At 39.5% G+C, this 15,910-nt stretch carries 16 protein-coding genes; 7 read left to right on the forward strand and 9 right to left on the reverse strand.

The features are described 5' to 3' along the window. Positions 1-6: 6 nt before the first annotated feature. Entirely contained in the window at positions 7-2,283 is a 2,277-nt protein-coding gene (gene clpA / locus AC13CK_RS09730; protein ID WP_005100836.1) for an ATP-dependent Clp protease ATP-binding subunit ClpA, read from the forward strand. A 95-nt stretch (positions 2,284-2,378) separates the two neighbouring features. Beyond that, positions 2,379-2,732, forward strand: a complete 354-nt coding sequence (locus tag AC13CK_RS09735) for a YnfA family protein (protein ID WP_425878299.1) — start codon at positions 2,379-2,381, stop codon at positions 2,730-2,732. Between the two features lie 104 nt (positions 2,733-2,836). Here AC13CK_RS09735 and AC13CK_RS09740 read toward each other — a convergent pair whose 3' ends face one another. From AC13CK_RS09740 to AC13CK_RS09750, 3 genes are all read right to left on the reverse strand, one after another. After that, on the reverse strand, positions 2,837-3,310 hold the full coding sequence (locus tag AC13CK_RS09740) for a hypothetical protein (protein WP_425878301.1): 474 nt from the start codon (positions 3,308-3,310) through the stop codon (positions 2,837-2,839). 102 nt (positions 3,311-3,412) lie between these two features. Continuing rightward, positions 3,413-4,333, reverse strand: coding sequence for an ornithine carbamoyltransferase (gene argF, locus AC13CK_RS09745; RefSeq protein ID WP_004280178.1), 921 nt, complete (start codon positions 4,331-4,333; stop codon positions 3,413-3,415). Positions 4,334-4,447: 114 nt separating this feature from the next. Next, on the reverse strand, positions 4,448-5,095 hold the full coding sequence (locus tag AC13CK_RS09750; protein ID WP_004646788.1) for a TetR/AcrR family transcriptional regulator: 648 nt from the start codon (positions 5,093-5,095) through the stop codon (positions 4,448-4,450). A 230-nt stretch (positions 5,096-5,325) separates the two neighbouring features. On the opposite strand from AC13CK_RS09750, the gene prpB reads away from it, so the two are divergent. Continuing rightward, positions 5,326-6,210 carry a methylisocitrate lyase gene (gene prpB / locus AC13CK_RS09755; protein ID WP_425878304.1) on the forward strand — a complete coding sequence of 295 codons (885 nt, stop codon included), beginning with the start codon at positions 5,326-5,328 and terminating at the stop codon, positions 6,208-6,210. A gap of 4 nt (positions 6,211-6,214) precedes the next feature. Next, positions 6,215-7,354, forward strand: a complete 1,140-nt coding sequence (gene prpC, locus AC13CK_RS09760) for a bifunctional 2-methylcitrate synthase/citrate synthase (RefSeq protein ID WP_180038691.1) — start codon at positions 6,215-6,217, stop codon at positions 7,352-7,354. A 64-nt stretch (positions 7,355-7,418) separates the two neighbouring features. Here the strand turns inward: prpC and AC13CK_RS09765 are convergent, their stop codons facing one another. Both AC13CK_RS09765 and AC13CK_RS09770 read right to left on the reverse strand, forming a co-directional pair. Continuing rightward, positions 7,419-8,039 carry an aminotransferase gene (locus AC13CK_RS09765; RefSeq protein ID WP_425878589.1) on the reverse strand — a complete coding sequence of 207 codons (621 nt, stop codon included), beginning with the start codon at positions 8,037-8,039 and terminating at the stop codon, positions 7,419-7,421. A 102-nt stretch (positions 8,040-8,141) separates the two neighbouring features. Further along, entirely contained in the window at positions 8,142-8,618 is a 477-nt protein-coding gene (locus AC13CK_RS09770; RefSeq protein WP_004280184.1) for a CinA family protein, read from the reverse strand. A 253-nt stretch (positions 8,619-8,871) separates the two neighbouring features. Here AC13CK_RS09770 and AC13CK_RS09775 point away from each other — a divergent pair, with 253 nt between their 5' ends. Continuing rightward, the gene (locus tag AC13CK_RS09775; protein WP_004646792.1) at positions 8,872-9,102 is read left to right on the forward strand and encodes a hypothetical protein; all 231 of its coding nucleotides are present in this window, start codon (positions 8,872-8,874) and stop codon (positions 9,100-9,102) included. Positions 9,103-9,722: 620 nt separating this feature from the next. Next, positions 9,723-9,998, forward strand: coding sequence for a hypothetical protein (locus AC13CK_RS09780; protein ID WP_425878308.1), 276 nt, complete (start codon positions 9,723-9,725; stop codon positions 9,996-9,998). Between the two features lie 105 nt (positions 9,999-10,103). Here AC13CK_RS09780 and AC13CK_RS09785 read toward each other — a convergent pair whose 3' ends face one another. After that, positions 10,104-10,445 carry a hypothetical protein gene (locus AC13CK_RS09785; RefSeq protein ID WP_005107130.1) on the reverse strand — a complete coding sequence of 114 codons (342 nt, stop codon included), beginning with the start codon at positions 10,443-10,445 and terminating at the stop codon, positions 10,104-10,106. Positions 10,446-12,048: 1,603 nt separating this feature from the next. On the opposite strand from AC13CK_RS09785, the gene AC13CK_RS09790 reads away from it, so the two are divergent. Then, positions 12,049-12,189 (forward strand): hypothetical protein, encoded by a 141-nt coding sequence (locus AC13CK_RS09790; RefSeq protein WP_005107128.1) that lies wholly within the window; start codon positions 12,049-12,051, stop codon positions 12,187-12,189. 41 nt (positions 12,190-12,230) lie between these two features. Here AC13CK_RS09790 and AC13CK_RS09795 read toward each other — a convergent pair whose 3' ends face one another. The 3 genes from AC13CK_RS09795 to AC13CK_RS09805 all read right to left on the reverse strand — a co-directional run bounded on the left by AC13CK_RS09795 (position 12,231) and on the right by AC13CK_RS09805 (position 15,604). After that, a complete protein-coding gene (locus tag AC13CK_RS09795; RefSeq protein WP_425878310.1) occupies positions 12,231-12,866 on the reverse strand; it encodes an SOS response-associated peptidase in 636 nt (211 codons plus the stop codon). 226 nt (positions 12,867-13,092) lie between these two features. Beyond that, the gene (locus AC13CK_RS09800) at positions 13,093-14,307 is read right to left on the reverse strand and encodes an alpha/beta hydrolase family protein (RefSeq protein ID WP_482831132.1); all 1,215 of its coding nucleotides are present in this window, start codon (positions 14,305-14,307) and stop codon (positions 13,093-13,095) included. A 160-nt stretch (positions 14,308-14,467) separates the two neighbouring features. Beyond that, positions 14,468-15,604, reverse strand: a complete 1,137-nt coding sequence (locus tag AC13CK_RS09805) for a catalase family protein (protein WP_425878312.1) — start codon at positions 15,602-15,604, stop codon at positions 14,468-14,470. Between the last annotated feature and the right edge of the window lie 306 nt (positions 15,605-15,910).

The raw sequence follows: 15,910 nt of genomic DNA on the forward strand, positions 1-15,910 counted from the left end.
GGTTACATGCTCAGTCGTCAATTAGAAGTATCACTACGTTTGGCTGTCAGCATGGCTCGTCAAAAGAGACATGAGTTCCTGACCGTAGAACATTTATTGTTAGCCTTGCTTGACAACGATTCCGCCGTGAATGCCCTGAAAGCATGTGGTGCGGACATCATCGTGTTGCGTAAGGAATTAGAAGAGTACGTAGAACAACATACCCCTAAACTTGGTGAAAATAGTGATCAGGCACCACACCCGACAGAAAGCTTCGACCGGATCTTGCAACGCGCGATTTTTCACGTGCAATCAAGCGGTGGCGATCGTACTGTAGAAGGTGCTGATATTCTGGTTGCCATGTATTCTGAGCGTGACTCATTTGCAGTCTATCTGCTTAAACGTCATCAAATTAACCGTCTGACCCTGACTCAGTACCTGTCTCATGGTACCCGTAAAGAAGATGTACAGTCTGAAGAAGAAATCGAAGACCTAGATGGCGAATCAGCATCTTCAGCAAGTTCAGGTCCACTTGAACTTTATACCACTAACCTGAATGTTGAAGCACAAAAAGGCAAGACCGATCCACTGATTGGTCGTGAAAAAGAAATCGAGCGTGCCGCGCAAATCCTTTGCCGCCGTCGTAAAAACAATCCACTCCTTGTCGGTGATCCGGGAGTTGGTAAAACCTCAATTGCTGAAGGTCTTGCTTGGTTAATCGTCAATGGTAAAGCGCCAAAACCACTGGAAAATGCTGAAATTTTCAGTCTGGACATTGGTGCTTTGGTAGCAGGAACCAAATACCGTGGTGATTTTGAAAAACGCTTGAAACAGCTTTTAAATGCGCTGAAAAAGAAACCTGAAGCCGTGTTGTTTATTGATGAAATTCACATGATTATTGGTGCAGGCTCGAGTATGGGCAGTACCATGGATGCATCGAATCTGATCAAACCGGCGTTGGCAAATGGTTCTTTACGTTGCATTGGCTCAACCACTTTCCAGGAATACCGCCAGGTCTTTGAGAAAGATCATGCTTTGTCACGTCGTTTCCAGAAAATTGATGTGAACGAGCCATCTATTTCTGAAACTATTGATATCCTACGTGGTCTGAAATCGAAGTTTGAAGATTTTCATCATGTGGAATATGACGATCAAGCTTTGGTTTCTGCGGTAGAACTTTCTGCAAAATTTATCAACGACCGTTTCTTGCCAGATAAGGCGATTGATGTCATTGATGAGGCCGGTGCTCAGCGCCGTTTAAAAGCGGAGCAAGACGACAGTTTGATTACTGTGGAAAATATTGAAGACATCGTCTCTAAAATTGCGCGTATTCCACCAAAAACTGTTTCTAAAGATGATAAGAGCGTGCTGGAAAATCTTGAGCGCGATCTGAAACGTGTGGTCTTTGGTCAGGATGAAGCGATTGAGGCCTTGGCATCTGCGATTAAACTGTCACGTGCCGGTTTGAAGTCTCCAGATAAGCCTGTAGGTAGTTTTGTCTTTGCGGGTCCTACAGGTGTTGGTAAAACCGAAGTGACCAAGCAGCTCGCGAAACAGATGGGTGTGGAACTGGTTCGTTTTGATATGTCGGAATATATGGAACGCCATGCAGTGTCTCGTTTAATCGGTGCACCTCCGGGCTATGTCGGTTTTGATCAGGGTGGGTTATTGACCGATGCGATTCATAAAAATCCACATTGTGTGCTATTGCTCGATGAGATCGAAAAAGCGCATCCAGATGTGTTTAATCTGTTATTGCAGATTATGGATCATGGTTCATTGACCGATAACAATGGGCGTAAATCTGATTTCCGTAACGTGGTTTTGGTACTAACAACCAATATTGGTGCTGAAAGTATTTCACGTGTCAGCATTGGTTTTATGGAACAAGACAATAGTAACGATAATCAGGAAGCGATGAAGAAAGCCTTCTCGCCAGAATTCCGTAACCGTCTCGACGGCGTGATTCAGTTCAAGGCATTACCAAGCAGCATTATTGAAAATGTCGTGGATAAATTCCTGACTGAACTTCAAGCACAACTGGATGACAAAAAAGTCATGCTGGAAGTGGATCAAAGCGCACGTGAATGGATGTCAGAACATGGCTATGACCGTTTAATGGGCGCACGTCCAATGCAACGTCTGATTCAGGAGCACCTGAAAAAACCGCTTGCTGAGATGATCCTGTTTGGTGAACTGGCTGAAAATGGCGGCAATGTTGCAGTATCGGTTAAAAAAGAAAATGGTAAAGCGGTTGGCTTAAAACTTGAGGTTTTTGAAGATCAGACTGCTGAACCGGCCTAATGAACAAGAAAGATCAAACCCGTGCTTGCACGGGTTTTTTCATGCATTCATATTTTAAAGCATTAAACTCATTCATCTAGTTCAAAAGATAAATTATGGATATTCAAATTACCAAGTTGTTCACGACATTTTTCCTGTTTTTGGTCACAGCACTGATGGAAATTTTAGGCTGTTATTTTCCTTATCTAATTTTAAATCAGGGGAGAAGCCACTGGTTATGGATTCCGACAGCTCTGGCTTTAGCAGTTTTTGTCTGGCTGTTAACCTTGCATCCAGCTGCTTCAGGACGGATCTATGCCGCTTATGGCGGTATCTATATTTTTTCAGCACTGATTTGGTTGCGCTTCGTTGATCAAGTGACTTTATCGCGTTGGGATCTGCTTGGTGGCATGGTGGTGATACTGGGTGCACTGATTATTATTTTGCAGCCGCAAGGTCTGGTGCGTTAGCAGGATATAATAACAAACCTTATCAAAAAAGGTAGCTAGAGCTACCTTTTTTTGTTTTTGGATTTTTTAATTTCAAATCAAACTTGATGTCTTATTTAGTTAGATTATTTTAATTTGCAATCTTTCTGGGAAATATCAGTTTTATAGGTTTGTGTCTGCGAGTTCAGGCTGAGTTCAACCTTGTATGGGTTCTCAATCTGATAGCGATGTTCAAAGAAAATTTCACAATTATTGAGCAGATTATTGCGAATGACTTTCATCACTTCTTTGCGCCCCAGGTCTTTTTCAAACTGGCTAAAATCGGGCGTGATGATCATGCCTTTCAGTGTGGTTTTATTGGCACTTAACTGTAATTGTTCAATAATCGTATTTTGATCAATCTGCAACGGTAAAGTTCTGGAATCTTCTGCACTGAGCACTGCGAGTAATTCATTCAGTTCAGTTTTTTTCTGAATTTTAAATTTGCTGTCAATAATATTTTTTTCTTGAAGATATTGGTCAAATTCAGAAGCATGCACCGGTAAGGCAGCACTGCTAAAACCAGTCAAGAGTGCCAAAGCCCAATATTTTTTTTGCATTGTATAAAATCACTTTTATTCCATTTCAACAATGATTATAAGAGCTGAGACAAAAAAAGCACCAGAGATTGGTGCTTAATTTGTGAAGATTCATCTTAAAAATTAGTCTTTTTTCAGATTTTCATTAATCAGAAATTCAACCAAGGCTTTTTGCGCGTGCAGGCGATTTTCCGCTTCATCCCAAACCACAGCATTTTTATGGTCAAGCAGATTTTCTGAAATCTCTTCGCCACGATGCGCAGGCAAGCAGTGCATAAACAAGCAATCCGGATGTGCAAGATCCATCAGACGTTCATTCACCTGATAATCTGCAAAGGCTTTTTCACGGATCTTTTGCTCTTCTTCCTGGCCCATGCTTGCCCAAACGTCAGTCACGATCAGGTCGGCATTTACCGCTGCATCTTCAGCAGAAGGAACCAGTTCCACGCAATGCGCAAATTCAGACAGGAATTTTTCTTGTGGCTCATAGCCTTTTGGCGCTGCAATTTTCAGATTAAAGCCCCACATATGTGCAGCTTCAATATAAGAGTTACACATATTGTTGCCATCACCGATCCAGGCCACAGTTTTCCCTTCAATTGAGCCACGTTGCTCTACATAGGTCTGCATATCAGCAAGTAACTGGCAAGGGTGGTGGTCATCAGTCAACGCATTAATCACTGGAACTTTTGAATAAGATGCAAAACGCTCCACGATATCATGGCCGAAAGTACGGATCATCACAATATCCAGCATGCTTGAAATCACACGTGCAGAATCTTCAATCGGTTCACCACGACCTAACTGGGTATCGCGTGAAGACAGGAAAATCGCGCTACCACCAAATTGGCTCATGCCAGCTTCAAACGAAACACGCGTACGGGTACTCGATTTCTCAAAAATCATGCCCATCACTTTACCAACAAATGGTTGGAACACTTCATTGTTATGCTGTTTGCGCTTAAGCTCAATTGCGCGTTGCAAAATCTGGTTAAGTTCTAAAGTTGATAAATCGCGTAAGGTGAGAAAGTGACGGAGAGCCATTCGTTACTCCACAATAATTGCCGAAAAACTCGATCAACAATCAGTTGTTGGTTAGTTTAAGAAAAAAATACGGAATCGGCTAATATACTATAAGCAATGAAAAATGCAAAAAAACTAGACTTTTTGATGACCGTCTAAAAAGCGATCCACACAATAACTGATGTATTTGTCGATTTCCTGATCATCTTCCTGTACCGGAATTCCCATCAGAATACGCCATTCCAGATTGCGCAAAATACCAAAATACAGCTGCGCCGAATATTGTGGATTTTCGCAATGCAATAAACCTTGCGCATCTGCCTGTTCTAAAGCCGTGGCAATGGCACTTTGCACATGCACCGGGCCTCGCTCATGAATATGCTGAGCAAGTTCAGGATTACGCTGGCTTTGTTCCAGCACCAGACGCATAAAGGCCGAGTTTTCCGGTTGCATAATCTGGTGATAAAAATTAAGCAACGTGTGTACTAAATAACTACGAAAATCCAGTGCCATCAGTTCGATCGGAATACTGATATCTTCAAAAAACTTGATACGACGATAATCGCAGATGGCTTTAAACAAGCCCTCTTTATTGCCAAAGTACTTATAAATAGAGGCTTTGGAGCCACCGGCATGCTGGACGATATCATCCAGAGACACAGCATCATAACCCCGTTCCAGAAATAGCTCGGTTGCACTGATCAGCAGCGCAATACAACGCTCATGACCACGTTTGGTCTGTGGCAGATCTTTGGCGAGCGGTTCTAGGGCGAGGTCTTGCATAGGAGATAGTACATCAACATGTCAATAGAGATTGAAACGCCATCATAGCAAATATATGCACATATTTCATAATTGCGCCGGATAAGGGCGCTATTTGCTAATTAGGTAAAGCAAAACTTAAAAATTTGACTAAAGTTTTAGAGTATTTGTTCTATCAGGTTATGGAATGAGCAAGCCAAATGAGTATACTCGAATTTCAATAATTATAGCCAAGACTGTGGAAAAGGAAGATGACAGAACAAATGTCTGCAGGTTTAAGATTTAGACAAGCGCTTGAAGTCGAGAAACCATTGCAAATTATGGGCACAGTAAATGCCTATGCTGCCATGATGGCCAAACAGGTCGGTTATAAAGCCATTTATTTATCAGGTGCGGGTGTCGCGAATTATTCTTATGGTTTGCCTGATCTGGGCATGACCAGCCTGGATAATGTTCTTGAAGATGTACGCCGGATCACTGAGCGTGTGGATACACCTTTACTGGTTGATATTGATACCGGTTGGGGCGGTGCATTAAATATTGCCCGCACGATTAAGCAGATGATTACAGCAGGAGCCGCTGCGGTTCATATTGAAGATCAGGTGGCACAGAAGCGTTGTGGTCATCGTCCAAATAAAGAAATCGTATCGCAGCAGGAAATGGTCGATCGTATCAAAGCGGCTGTAGATGCGAAAACCGATTCAAACTTCGTGGTGATGGCGCGTACCGATGCGCTACAAAAAGAAGGCTTGCAAGCCGTGATTGATCGTGCTTCTGCCTGTGTTGAAGCGGGTGCAGATGCGATCTTTGCTGAGGCGATGACCGATATCACCATGTACCGTACAGTGTGTGATGCGGTCGGTGTGCCAGTCTTGGCAAATATTACCGAATTTGGTGATACACCGTATTATACGGTAGGTGAACTGGCTGAGCAGGGCATTGGCATGGTGCTGTATCCATTGTCAGCGACACGTGCAATGCAAAAAGCTGCACTTGAGGTGATGCGTTCGGTGCGCGAACATGGTACTCAGGTAAATGTGCTGGATATCATGCAACAACGAAAAGAACTCTACGAATTTTTAGATTATCACAGCTTTGAAGACACATTAGATAAACTGTTTAAACAGGAGAATTAAAAAAATGGCTGAAGGAAAAGTACTCACTGGCGCAGGATTGCGCGGACAAGTGGCGGGTAAAACCTCACTTTCAACAGTAGGCAAAAGTGGCGCAGGTCTGACCTATCGCGGTTATGACGTGCAGGATCTGGCTGAACATTGCCAGTTTGAAGAAGTCGCTTATCTGATTTTCTTCGGAGAATTGCCGATGGCAGAGCAATTGGCTGCCTACAAAGCCAAACTGAAATCCTTGCGCACTTTACCTCAGGCATTAAAAGAAGTCCTTGAGCGTATTCCTGCCGACTCGCATCCAATGGATGTGATGCGTACTGGCGTTTCCATGCTGGGCAATCTTGAAACTGAGCAGTCTTTTGAGCAGCAACAGGATATCGCAGACCGTATTTTGGCAACTTTGCCGGCAATCATTTGTTACTGGTATCGTTATAGTCATGACGGCGTACGTATTGAAGAAAATACTGAAGATGATTCGATTGGTGCACAGTTCCTGCATCTTCTGCATGGTGAAAAACCAAATGAGCTACATGAACAGGTAATGAATGTTTCCTTGATTCTGTATGCAGAGCATGAATTCAATGCTTCGACTTTTACCGCTCGTGTGTGTGCATCAACGCTGTCAGATATGCATTCCTGTATTACCGGTGCAATCGGTTCCTTGCGTGGCCCTTTACATGGTGGTGCTAACGAAGCTGCGATGGACATGATTGAAAACTGGAAATCACCAGAAGAAGCTGAGCGTGAAATGCTGGGCATGCTGGAACGTAAAGAAAAAATCATGGGCTTCGGTCATGCGATCTATAAGGACAATGATCCGCGTAATGGCATTATCAAAGTCTGGTCTGAGCGTTTGGCCAAAGATGTCGGTGATACGGTACTGTATCCAGTCTCTGTACGCTGTGAAGAAGTCATGTGGCGTGAGAAGAAATTATTCTGTAATGCGGATTTCTTCCATGCATCTGCCTATCATTTCATGGGCATTCCAACTAAGCTGTTTACCCCGATCTTTGTTATGTCACGTGTGACAGGCTGGGCAGCGCATGTGATGGAACAGCGTGCTGACAACCGTATTATCCGTCCAAGCGCAGACTATACCGGACCAGAACTACGTAAAGTAGTGCCAATCGCTGAGCGTTCTACAGCGGCTTAATCCGTAAATGTCCTAGAATAAAAATAAGGTCTCAATTGAGACCTTATTTTTTTAGTGAATTCTGTTATCGGCTTAACAGTGCCGGATCTTCAATGCTATAACCTGTTTCAAAAGGAATACCCAGATACTTTACTATTACCAGGGTCTTATTCTGTCGCGGAACTTTATAGGCCTGGCTAATTTTCAAGCCTTGCTGATAACTGACTGCTTGCTGAACCGGACTTTTTTGTGAGCCAGATTTCACTTGATATTGATAGGTCCATTTTGGCACTTTTTCCTGAGGATCATGCCAGGCAGGCGCGCTACCTTTCGTTGTCTTTAACACCTTAAGCTGTGGCTTTGATTTTTGAATTGGATTTAATGGAACTAAACGTTTTTTGATTTTGGCAATGTCCTGATCAAACTTGCGACTGTCTTGATCATAATCGATGCGCTTGGTTTTAGGATTGATATATAAGGAATTGACCTGAACCAGTTGATTTGGTTTTTGGGATTTAAAATTATAATAATACAGTTGAGGCAAGCGTCCACGACCATCAAGATAATGACGCATGATATAAAGCTTCTGTTCTTTGACTTCATAGCCTAGAACTTCAATATTTTGTGGGCCGCCTACAGTAGCGAAAGCCAGACTGGGCAAGCTCAGAGGGAGCAGAAGCAGTGCGGTTTTAATATTCATGGTCATTCCACCCTCAAAAAAATAGATTGGCATTTGATCATGCCAATCTATCTTAAAATACGGTAGAAATAATGAAGCTTATTCAGGCTACATAATAACTTTGAAAGCTTAGCTGTTATTCAATAGATTGATCATGTCATGTGCAACCACAGCTGACAGTTTATTAAGGCGTTCAAGTGGCGAGCCTTTGAGATAATACTGGAACTGATGGATTTGCGTGCCATCATTAATGGCCACAAAAAAAGTCCCTTCCGGTTTCTCTGGTGTCGCGCTACCACCTGGTTTAAGCAATCCTGTACAGGCAATAATCCAGTCAGCATCACGGAACATTTTTTTACCTGCTTCCGCCAGAGCAACCGTTACCGGCATAGATTCCGCAGTATGACTATTGATCAGATTCTTGGAAATGCCCAATACTGAAGTCTTGACACTTACATCGTAGCAGATCAAACCACCAATCAGAATTTCGGCACCTTCTCCTTTACAAATGGAGAACTGGCTACTGAGATATCCAGAACTTGCGCTTTCGATAAAGGCAATTTTTATGTTTTTCTCTTCGAGTAAGCCGCAACAGGTTTTTATCATAGTCTCTATATTTTCTTTGTGGGAGTGATTTTAGATCAATCTAGACAGATTTTTTTCTGTCGATCAACTCCAAGTATATTTATATTTTTATGAAAGTTAAAATTTTTTTCATAGATCAGTGTAATTTCATGTTGACCTGATCGCAAAATCTGAGTGGTTAAAGTTTGGGCTATTTTCAAAAATAGAGGTTTCTTCTCAGGCGGAACAGTGGTAAAAATAAAAATAAAGTGCTTAGTGAAAGTAGGGTGTTGGAATGAAAACCACAGTAAAATATGTAGTCTTAAAAAGTCTTGACTATCAATTGGGTACACCATTATTTCAGGAAGAAATTGACGCTGATGGTCAATATTTTGATCAGATACCAAGCACGATTTCTTATCAGAATTTGCAGTTCAAAGTGAAAAGCAAAGAGCTTAAACGTTTGTATCTGGCCGAAGAGCAGGAAGATACTCAAACGATTATCGTCAAAGTAGTCAATATCTAATAAAAACTGAATAGAATAAGCCTCTTTTAAAGAGGCTTATTCATTATAAATAGATTAATAAATATAATTACAAACAATGATTTGACCTAAGTTAATACCAGATTAATAGCTAAAAATATTTAACTTAAAGTCAAGATAAATTCGAAACAGCTTAAGTGTTATTGGTGAGGTCATGTTAAGTGTCGTATTTCCTTACACTTAAGAATATTCAAAAAAATTGGATTTTTAATATTTTATTTAATCTTTTAAAAATATAGAAGATTTAGATTGATTTTTATATATTAATAGATATCAATAACATAGGTATTAATTGATTCTATTTGATAACGATTTTTAAATTTTATTAAAAATTTCATATATATGAAATAGGACTTAAGTTATTCCTTTTATTGGATAATAAATTTTTGACCTATATAATCTTTCATTATGTTTCTGTTGCATTATATCAGGTAATTTATGTTGCGCATTAATCTCCACTTCAAGTACTTATCTTACTATTTTTTACATTGAATTAATCTGTAACAGGTTAAAGGTTGGCGAAATCTAAAAAATGCGTAGAGTGGATATTAAGTCGAAACCTATCGGCTTTTAATTTAAAGCAAATAGTAAGGAATACCACCATGGCTAATAATCAACAGCAAGACCAACAGAAACAGCAACAACAACAGCAACAGCAAAATCAACAGCGCAATCAAGATCAGCAGCGTCAACAAAATAACCAGCAAAACCCAAATCAGCAACAAAATAACCAGCAACAACAACAGCCACAAGATGGTCAACACAATCAGCAACAGCGCGACCAGCAGCAACAAAACCAGCAAGGCCAACAGCAACAACAGCCACAGCAAAACAGTAACCAACAGCAACAACGTTCACGTAATCAACAAGATCAGTGAAAACCACAGCGTTAATTCTTTTTAAGATATACGCTCTTCATAAAAAAACCGCCTGAATCAGGCGGTTTTTTATAAATTTCATTTCACAATTAGACTGAACATAGATCAACACTGAATATTGGCTTTCAGCTTGTAGAAATTCAAGGCATTGTCTAGGTCGGTGAGCAACTCTTTTTCTGTATATTCCTTGGGTGCAAGTTTTAGCAAGGCAGGCATATAGTTATTTTTATATTCTTTAGGATATTGTTCACACAGGATGCGTGTTCTTTCTTCCAGACTAATTGTTGAAGAGTCGAGTTTGTCCAAATAAGCACTGAGTTGATTATCTGACTGTTCAAACTGCGCTTTAATATTTGCAGCAGCCTCGGCTGAATTCTCTGCTTGCTGTTTTTGGCAGCCGCTTATTGCCAGACTCATCAATAAAGTAATTAGGATGCGATTTTTCATGCTGCCAAAATATTGTTATTGCTCATATGAAAAATTATAGAGAGAAATGACTAAAAAGAAAGCAATGATCTATAAACTTTATGAGACATTGAACATTCATAACATCCGATATTGACTGAAATAAGGAATTTTCTTCTAAAAATCTAAATTAACCCATTCTCACTTATAGGTTTAGCAATTCTTCTTGGGTTTTGGTTATTTAGTAATCTTATTTTCTCATTAAAAATATTTTTGGATAAATTACAGTCATTTAATTAACAAAAGTAATGGTTTTTTCATATTTTGAAACATTGCATCTATATATCCTACACAGATTGGCTGCATGGCTAGTGATATCTTGGCGTCATTCTAAGAACTTAATGAAAATAATTAAAAATCAGCACATTATAAGGCCTGTTTAATTTAGGAGAGTTAAACAGGCTTTTTCTTTTCCGTCTTAAATCTGGTTTTTTCTTTGCTGATTGTATTTTTTGGTCATTCTCTTTCACATAAGTTTTCATACACAACATAAAGCCTGAAAATTTCCTCAGGAGAGATACATGAATAGATGTTATTTATATATCTCTTTTCACGAAAAGACAGGACAAAGCTATGATGAGATGTATATGCGCATTTGGCATGGGCGTAATGGTTGGTTGTTGTTTTAAATCTTGCAAAGAGAAAATGTGTCAGATGATGAGCAGCAAGCATTGTAAAAGTGATCATTGTAAAAAAGATCAGACGACTCAAGCTGAAGAGCCTGTACAAACTTAGCCCAAAAGCTTCAATTTTACTGAAAGGCTAAACAGAGCTGAGTACTGAAGTTGTTCTAGATCGCTGATCCAATCATTTTATATTGAATCATTCTATATTTAAAGCAATAAAGCTTGATCCTAGATTGAGCTTTTTACACTTAGGAGAAAAACATGATGCAATTTATATTTTGTTTATTTGGTCTTCATGGTGCGACTGAAATTAACTACACGTGTGACCATGATGAGGTCAAACAGTGTCGTGATTGCTTGAAAAATATTGAATAATGTGCCAAATCATCAGACATCTTAATGAAGATCAATCCCCGTTCAATCATCAGTTGGCGGGGTTTTTCTTTACTGATGAAATTTTTGGATCTAAACATAATTTCTCACAAGGAATACTTTATAAAAGAATCATTTCAATAGGATTACGTTTTGATAAATTCTTAGCTGCTTAGAACTGGAATACAATAAAATTTATGCGTGTGATCACCCATGCTCGAATTCTTGAAGCAATTCAAAAGAGGCCACAGGCTGAAACTGCATTAGCTGGTGGGGATTGACTGATTAAGGCCAAGCATCCTAAAGGTTTTACTGAAATGAAAAGACTTTTTCCGGCAGTGGATAAGCTTAGAAAATTTCATGTATTCGATATCGGCTCGCACGCGAATTCATATTCTTTGCTGTATCGTCTACGATCAGGCTGAACAGCTTATTTGCTCAGATGAACAACAAGAATTGTGAAATGTCAAAGAGCACTTGAAGGAAAGTTTGTCTCTTTATAAAACTGAATGTGCAACATAAATAACATTGATGTTTAGCAGCAGATATCATATTTATTTATTAATAGATATATGAAGGAGATGCATATGACAAATAAGCCAGAGCAAGAATCAAATCCGCATAAAGAATCAAATGACGACAAGGGTAATCAGGCATCTTATAAGCATGTCAAACCAGAGAAAAAACCCAATGCAGAACCGGAAAATCCATTGAGAGAGCAAAAATAGCTTTTTCACATGGACGAAGCCCTAACTTGGTTTAGGGCTTTTTAATTTCCCAATAAGCGTTGATCTCTAGGCTTTGCAATAAATTCATCTTTTATTTCAAAGAAAAATTCATGGGCTTGTTCATGATCGCAGTGCAACCAGTCATGTCGTGATTTTTCCGGAATCACAATGATCGAGCGTTTTTCGTCATTCGGATCATGAAACTGTTTCATAAAGGGATGTTGATCTGAATTTATGGTTAGCATCGAAAATGATCTGATTTTCTCACCATCAATGTGTGCGTCATCATAAATCGCCGCCACGGTAAAAGGATTGCCATCTTCACGTGAAATACCAAACCAGTGCGGTTTGCCGTCTATATATTTAGGCTCATAGAAGGTATCGACCGGTACTAAAGCAAACTGGTTGTTTTTCCAGGCATGTCGAAAACTCGGTTTGGATGCCACTGTTTCAGTCCGTGCATTATAAGTATGCCGGCCATATTTTAGTTCTTTCGCCCAGGTTGGAATCAGTCCGAAACGTGCGATATCCAGCTCATACTCGTCAGCACCACGCATAATGATTGGTGCGGGTGCTAAAGGATAAATATGCGTTTTCATGCCCAGTTCGAGTTGCTCTTCATGAATATCTAATAAGGAAAGACGTTTTTTTGAGGGGAATTCATAGTTCGAGCACATAAATAACCTCTTTCATTCTAATTATTGTCTGCTAAAGAACTAAGGTATAAAAATGATGGGCTCAAAACAATTCGAAAGCGTAAGTGTAGTTTTAACACAAAGTAAGAATACGGATTAACATTAGTTTATCTTCTTTATAGAATAGTATTCCTTTAAAGGACTATTCTATAAATATGAAGATTAAAATATTTGCGTTTTTAATGATTAAATGCAAAAGCTCACCAAGTTATTTTGTAGGGCAGGTGCTCAAAGCTTTTCCTTGTCCAACTGAATTGATAAAGTTTCCAATCAGAAATTCACTCTGTCTTAAGGAATCACGATGATCTCCATTTTTGACGAGATGGAAGACGATAGATTTTTGCTTTGTACATACCTGCTGGTAGTAAGCATAAGTACCACGATAATCGACCAGTTGATCTTTCTCGCCTTGTACCAGCAGAACCGGCACAGTCGGTGTCATATTCTCAATAGACTGTTCTTTTAAATAATTTGTCAAAGGTGCCAGATTTACATTTGATTTAAAGACAGTCTTAGGTGCTTGTTTTAAGTCCGATTGTAATTCTGACAAACAGCGACTGCGTGCATGATTAAGAATTTCTCCCATTTCTGGGCTCACTAAATTTGCTGGAGCAAGCAGCGGATCTGCAGCCTCTGCTCCTAAAAGCACAATTGGAAAAAATGCGGCGACATTAGTCGTGATTTGCGAATTGCTGGCAACATATTCAGCGATTCCTTCATATTGATAACCGCCTGGTGCCAGTGCAATTGCCCCACGAAGATTAAATTCAGGCGCATCTTTTTGACCGGATGCTGCAACTTTAATAGATGCTGCACCTCCTTGACTATGACCCATAACATACCAATTTTTACTAAAGCTATAAGGCTTTAAATGGTGGATCGCTCGTACAGCATCAACGACAGTATGCAACTGACTTCGCGCATTCATATAAGGATGACCGCCCGGAGTGCCTAAACCTTGATAATCAGGTGCAACGACTGCATAGCCGCGAGCGAGCCAGGCATTCAATGCTTTAGCAGCGATTTGCTGATAGACATGGACTGGCCCGCCCACATAATCCCCAGAGGGTGCACATGTATCAGCAACGCCAGTTGTACCATGCGCCCAAGCCAGAACAGGCCAGCCATCTTTAGGGAATTTGCCTTTAGGTAACAAGATATAGCCTGAAGTGACAATGGGTTCGGATTTTGTGCCACGACTGCGATAATTAATTAAGAAACGTTGTGAGGCATTCGTAAACAGATCAGTATTTTGTTCTTGTATAGATAATATTGTACCCGGTATTTTTTCCGAAATATGAGATGCTTGGATTTTGCTGTTATCGGGAAGTGGAGGAGAGGCTATTGCATATGTTGAACCTGAACATAAACAGCTCATGATTAATTTAATAATAGGAGATTTAATTTTCATCGCTGAAACCATTTTCCTTTTTATAATGTCATTTTTAATGTAGCAGCTTTATTTATGTTTCTAAATTAACTCTGCACAAAGTTTGTAAACTAAAGCTTTTAAGTTAAGGCGAATATGCAATACAACAGGTTATTTTAGGTTAGCTGATAACTTTAATATAAGCACTTATATTTTAATGTGGTTCTGATCTGTGAGTAGAATTCATATCATGTCTAAGCTGACTAATACGATCATAAATCACCTTTCGCATTCGGTTTATTACTCCCAGAGGTTTGTGCTCTGGTAGTGTATGCCATGGTGTAAAAGAGAGGTTTTCACAAAACTTGTTTTGTTCAGGCGTATCAAAAACTTGTTGGGGAATACGGATAGTGGCTACCTTGTAAAAAGGTGCTTGGCTTTCTTGCCATTCAGTCATGGAATCTTCGACCGACATGCTGTTTGATGTTCTAGGCTGTACCAGAAACTCCATACATGCTTCACTTTTTTGCAAATGTTGGCGCAGGTTTTCTCTTAGAAAATTATGATGGGGAGCATGTGGAAGAGGATCTATCACTGTCGAACATGCTTGAGCTGAATACTTTACAGCTTGACGATCAGTGCCTATTCCTAATTGATAGGGCACCATAGACCAATATCTAGTTTGCAAAGAATTAGAAATTTTATTTCTTGTATTTAAGGCAATCCAGGTTCCTTTAGCTCCTAATGCAAAAGGAATATGCAGTTTATTAAAAAATCTATCGCTATTTATATCTTGCATAAATGACATATATCGAACTGGATCATTCACAAAAAAGACAGGATGATTGATCATAATGAAATCTTGAGTAGAGGTTTCATCATCTAAAAGCTTTTCTCCCGGTACTCCTAAAAGTTTTATCGCCATGCCACGGGCATCTTTTTTAATATCTGCTTGTTGGGCATCTTTAGAACCATTAGAGAAACGAATCCAGGCTTGATATGTTTTTCCAGGAAGAAAAACACCTTGAGCCAAGTTTTTAGGAAGAGCTTCATCTACTTTGAATTCTGCGCGTACACAACCGTGTGCTTTGGGATGGGCATCACGTAGCGCGATACCTGTGGAATATTCTTTCCGAATCGATATCTCAATTATATCTGCGATTTTTTCAGTTATATTTGCTTCATCAGGATAAAGACTTTCACTTAAATGCTGATCTATATTGGGATGAATATTATCTTTTGAAGAGTTAGATGCTATAGGGGAAGCGTTAGCATATGCAGCACTACAAATACTTATTGCCATTAAAGAGAAAACTAGACCCGAGCATATAGGTCTTATAAAGTTAGGCATTGATTTTCTCCTTGCTATAAAGCTAGAGTTAGTTTTAATTTTTTAGCCTATGAACTGAAAATTCTTTGGACATACTTTAGCCATAAAACAATGATAATGTCTGTGTAATTATTGATCTTCAGATTTTAAGTCCATCCAATTCCTTCCTAAAACTGTTTCCACTCTTTGTCGTGTGCTCAATATAGAAGACGATTTATGTTCTTACTTTAATTTAACTCAACACAGAGTTTTTTACTTTAGCAAAATTTATCCATAAACTTATGAAAATTTATTTTTAGACTAATGCGAGATGCTCGTAGCAAAATC

This window comes from Acinetobacter sp. L-24 (assembly GCF_056857555.1).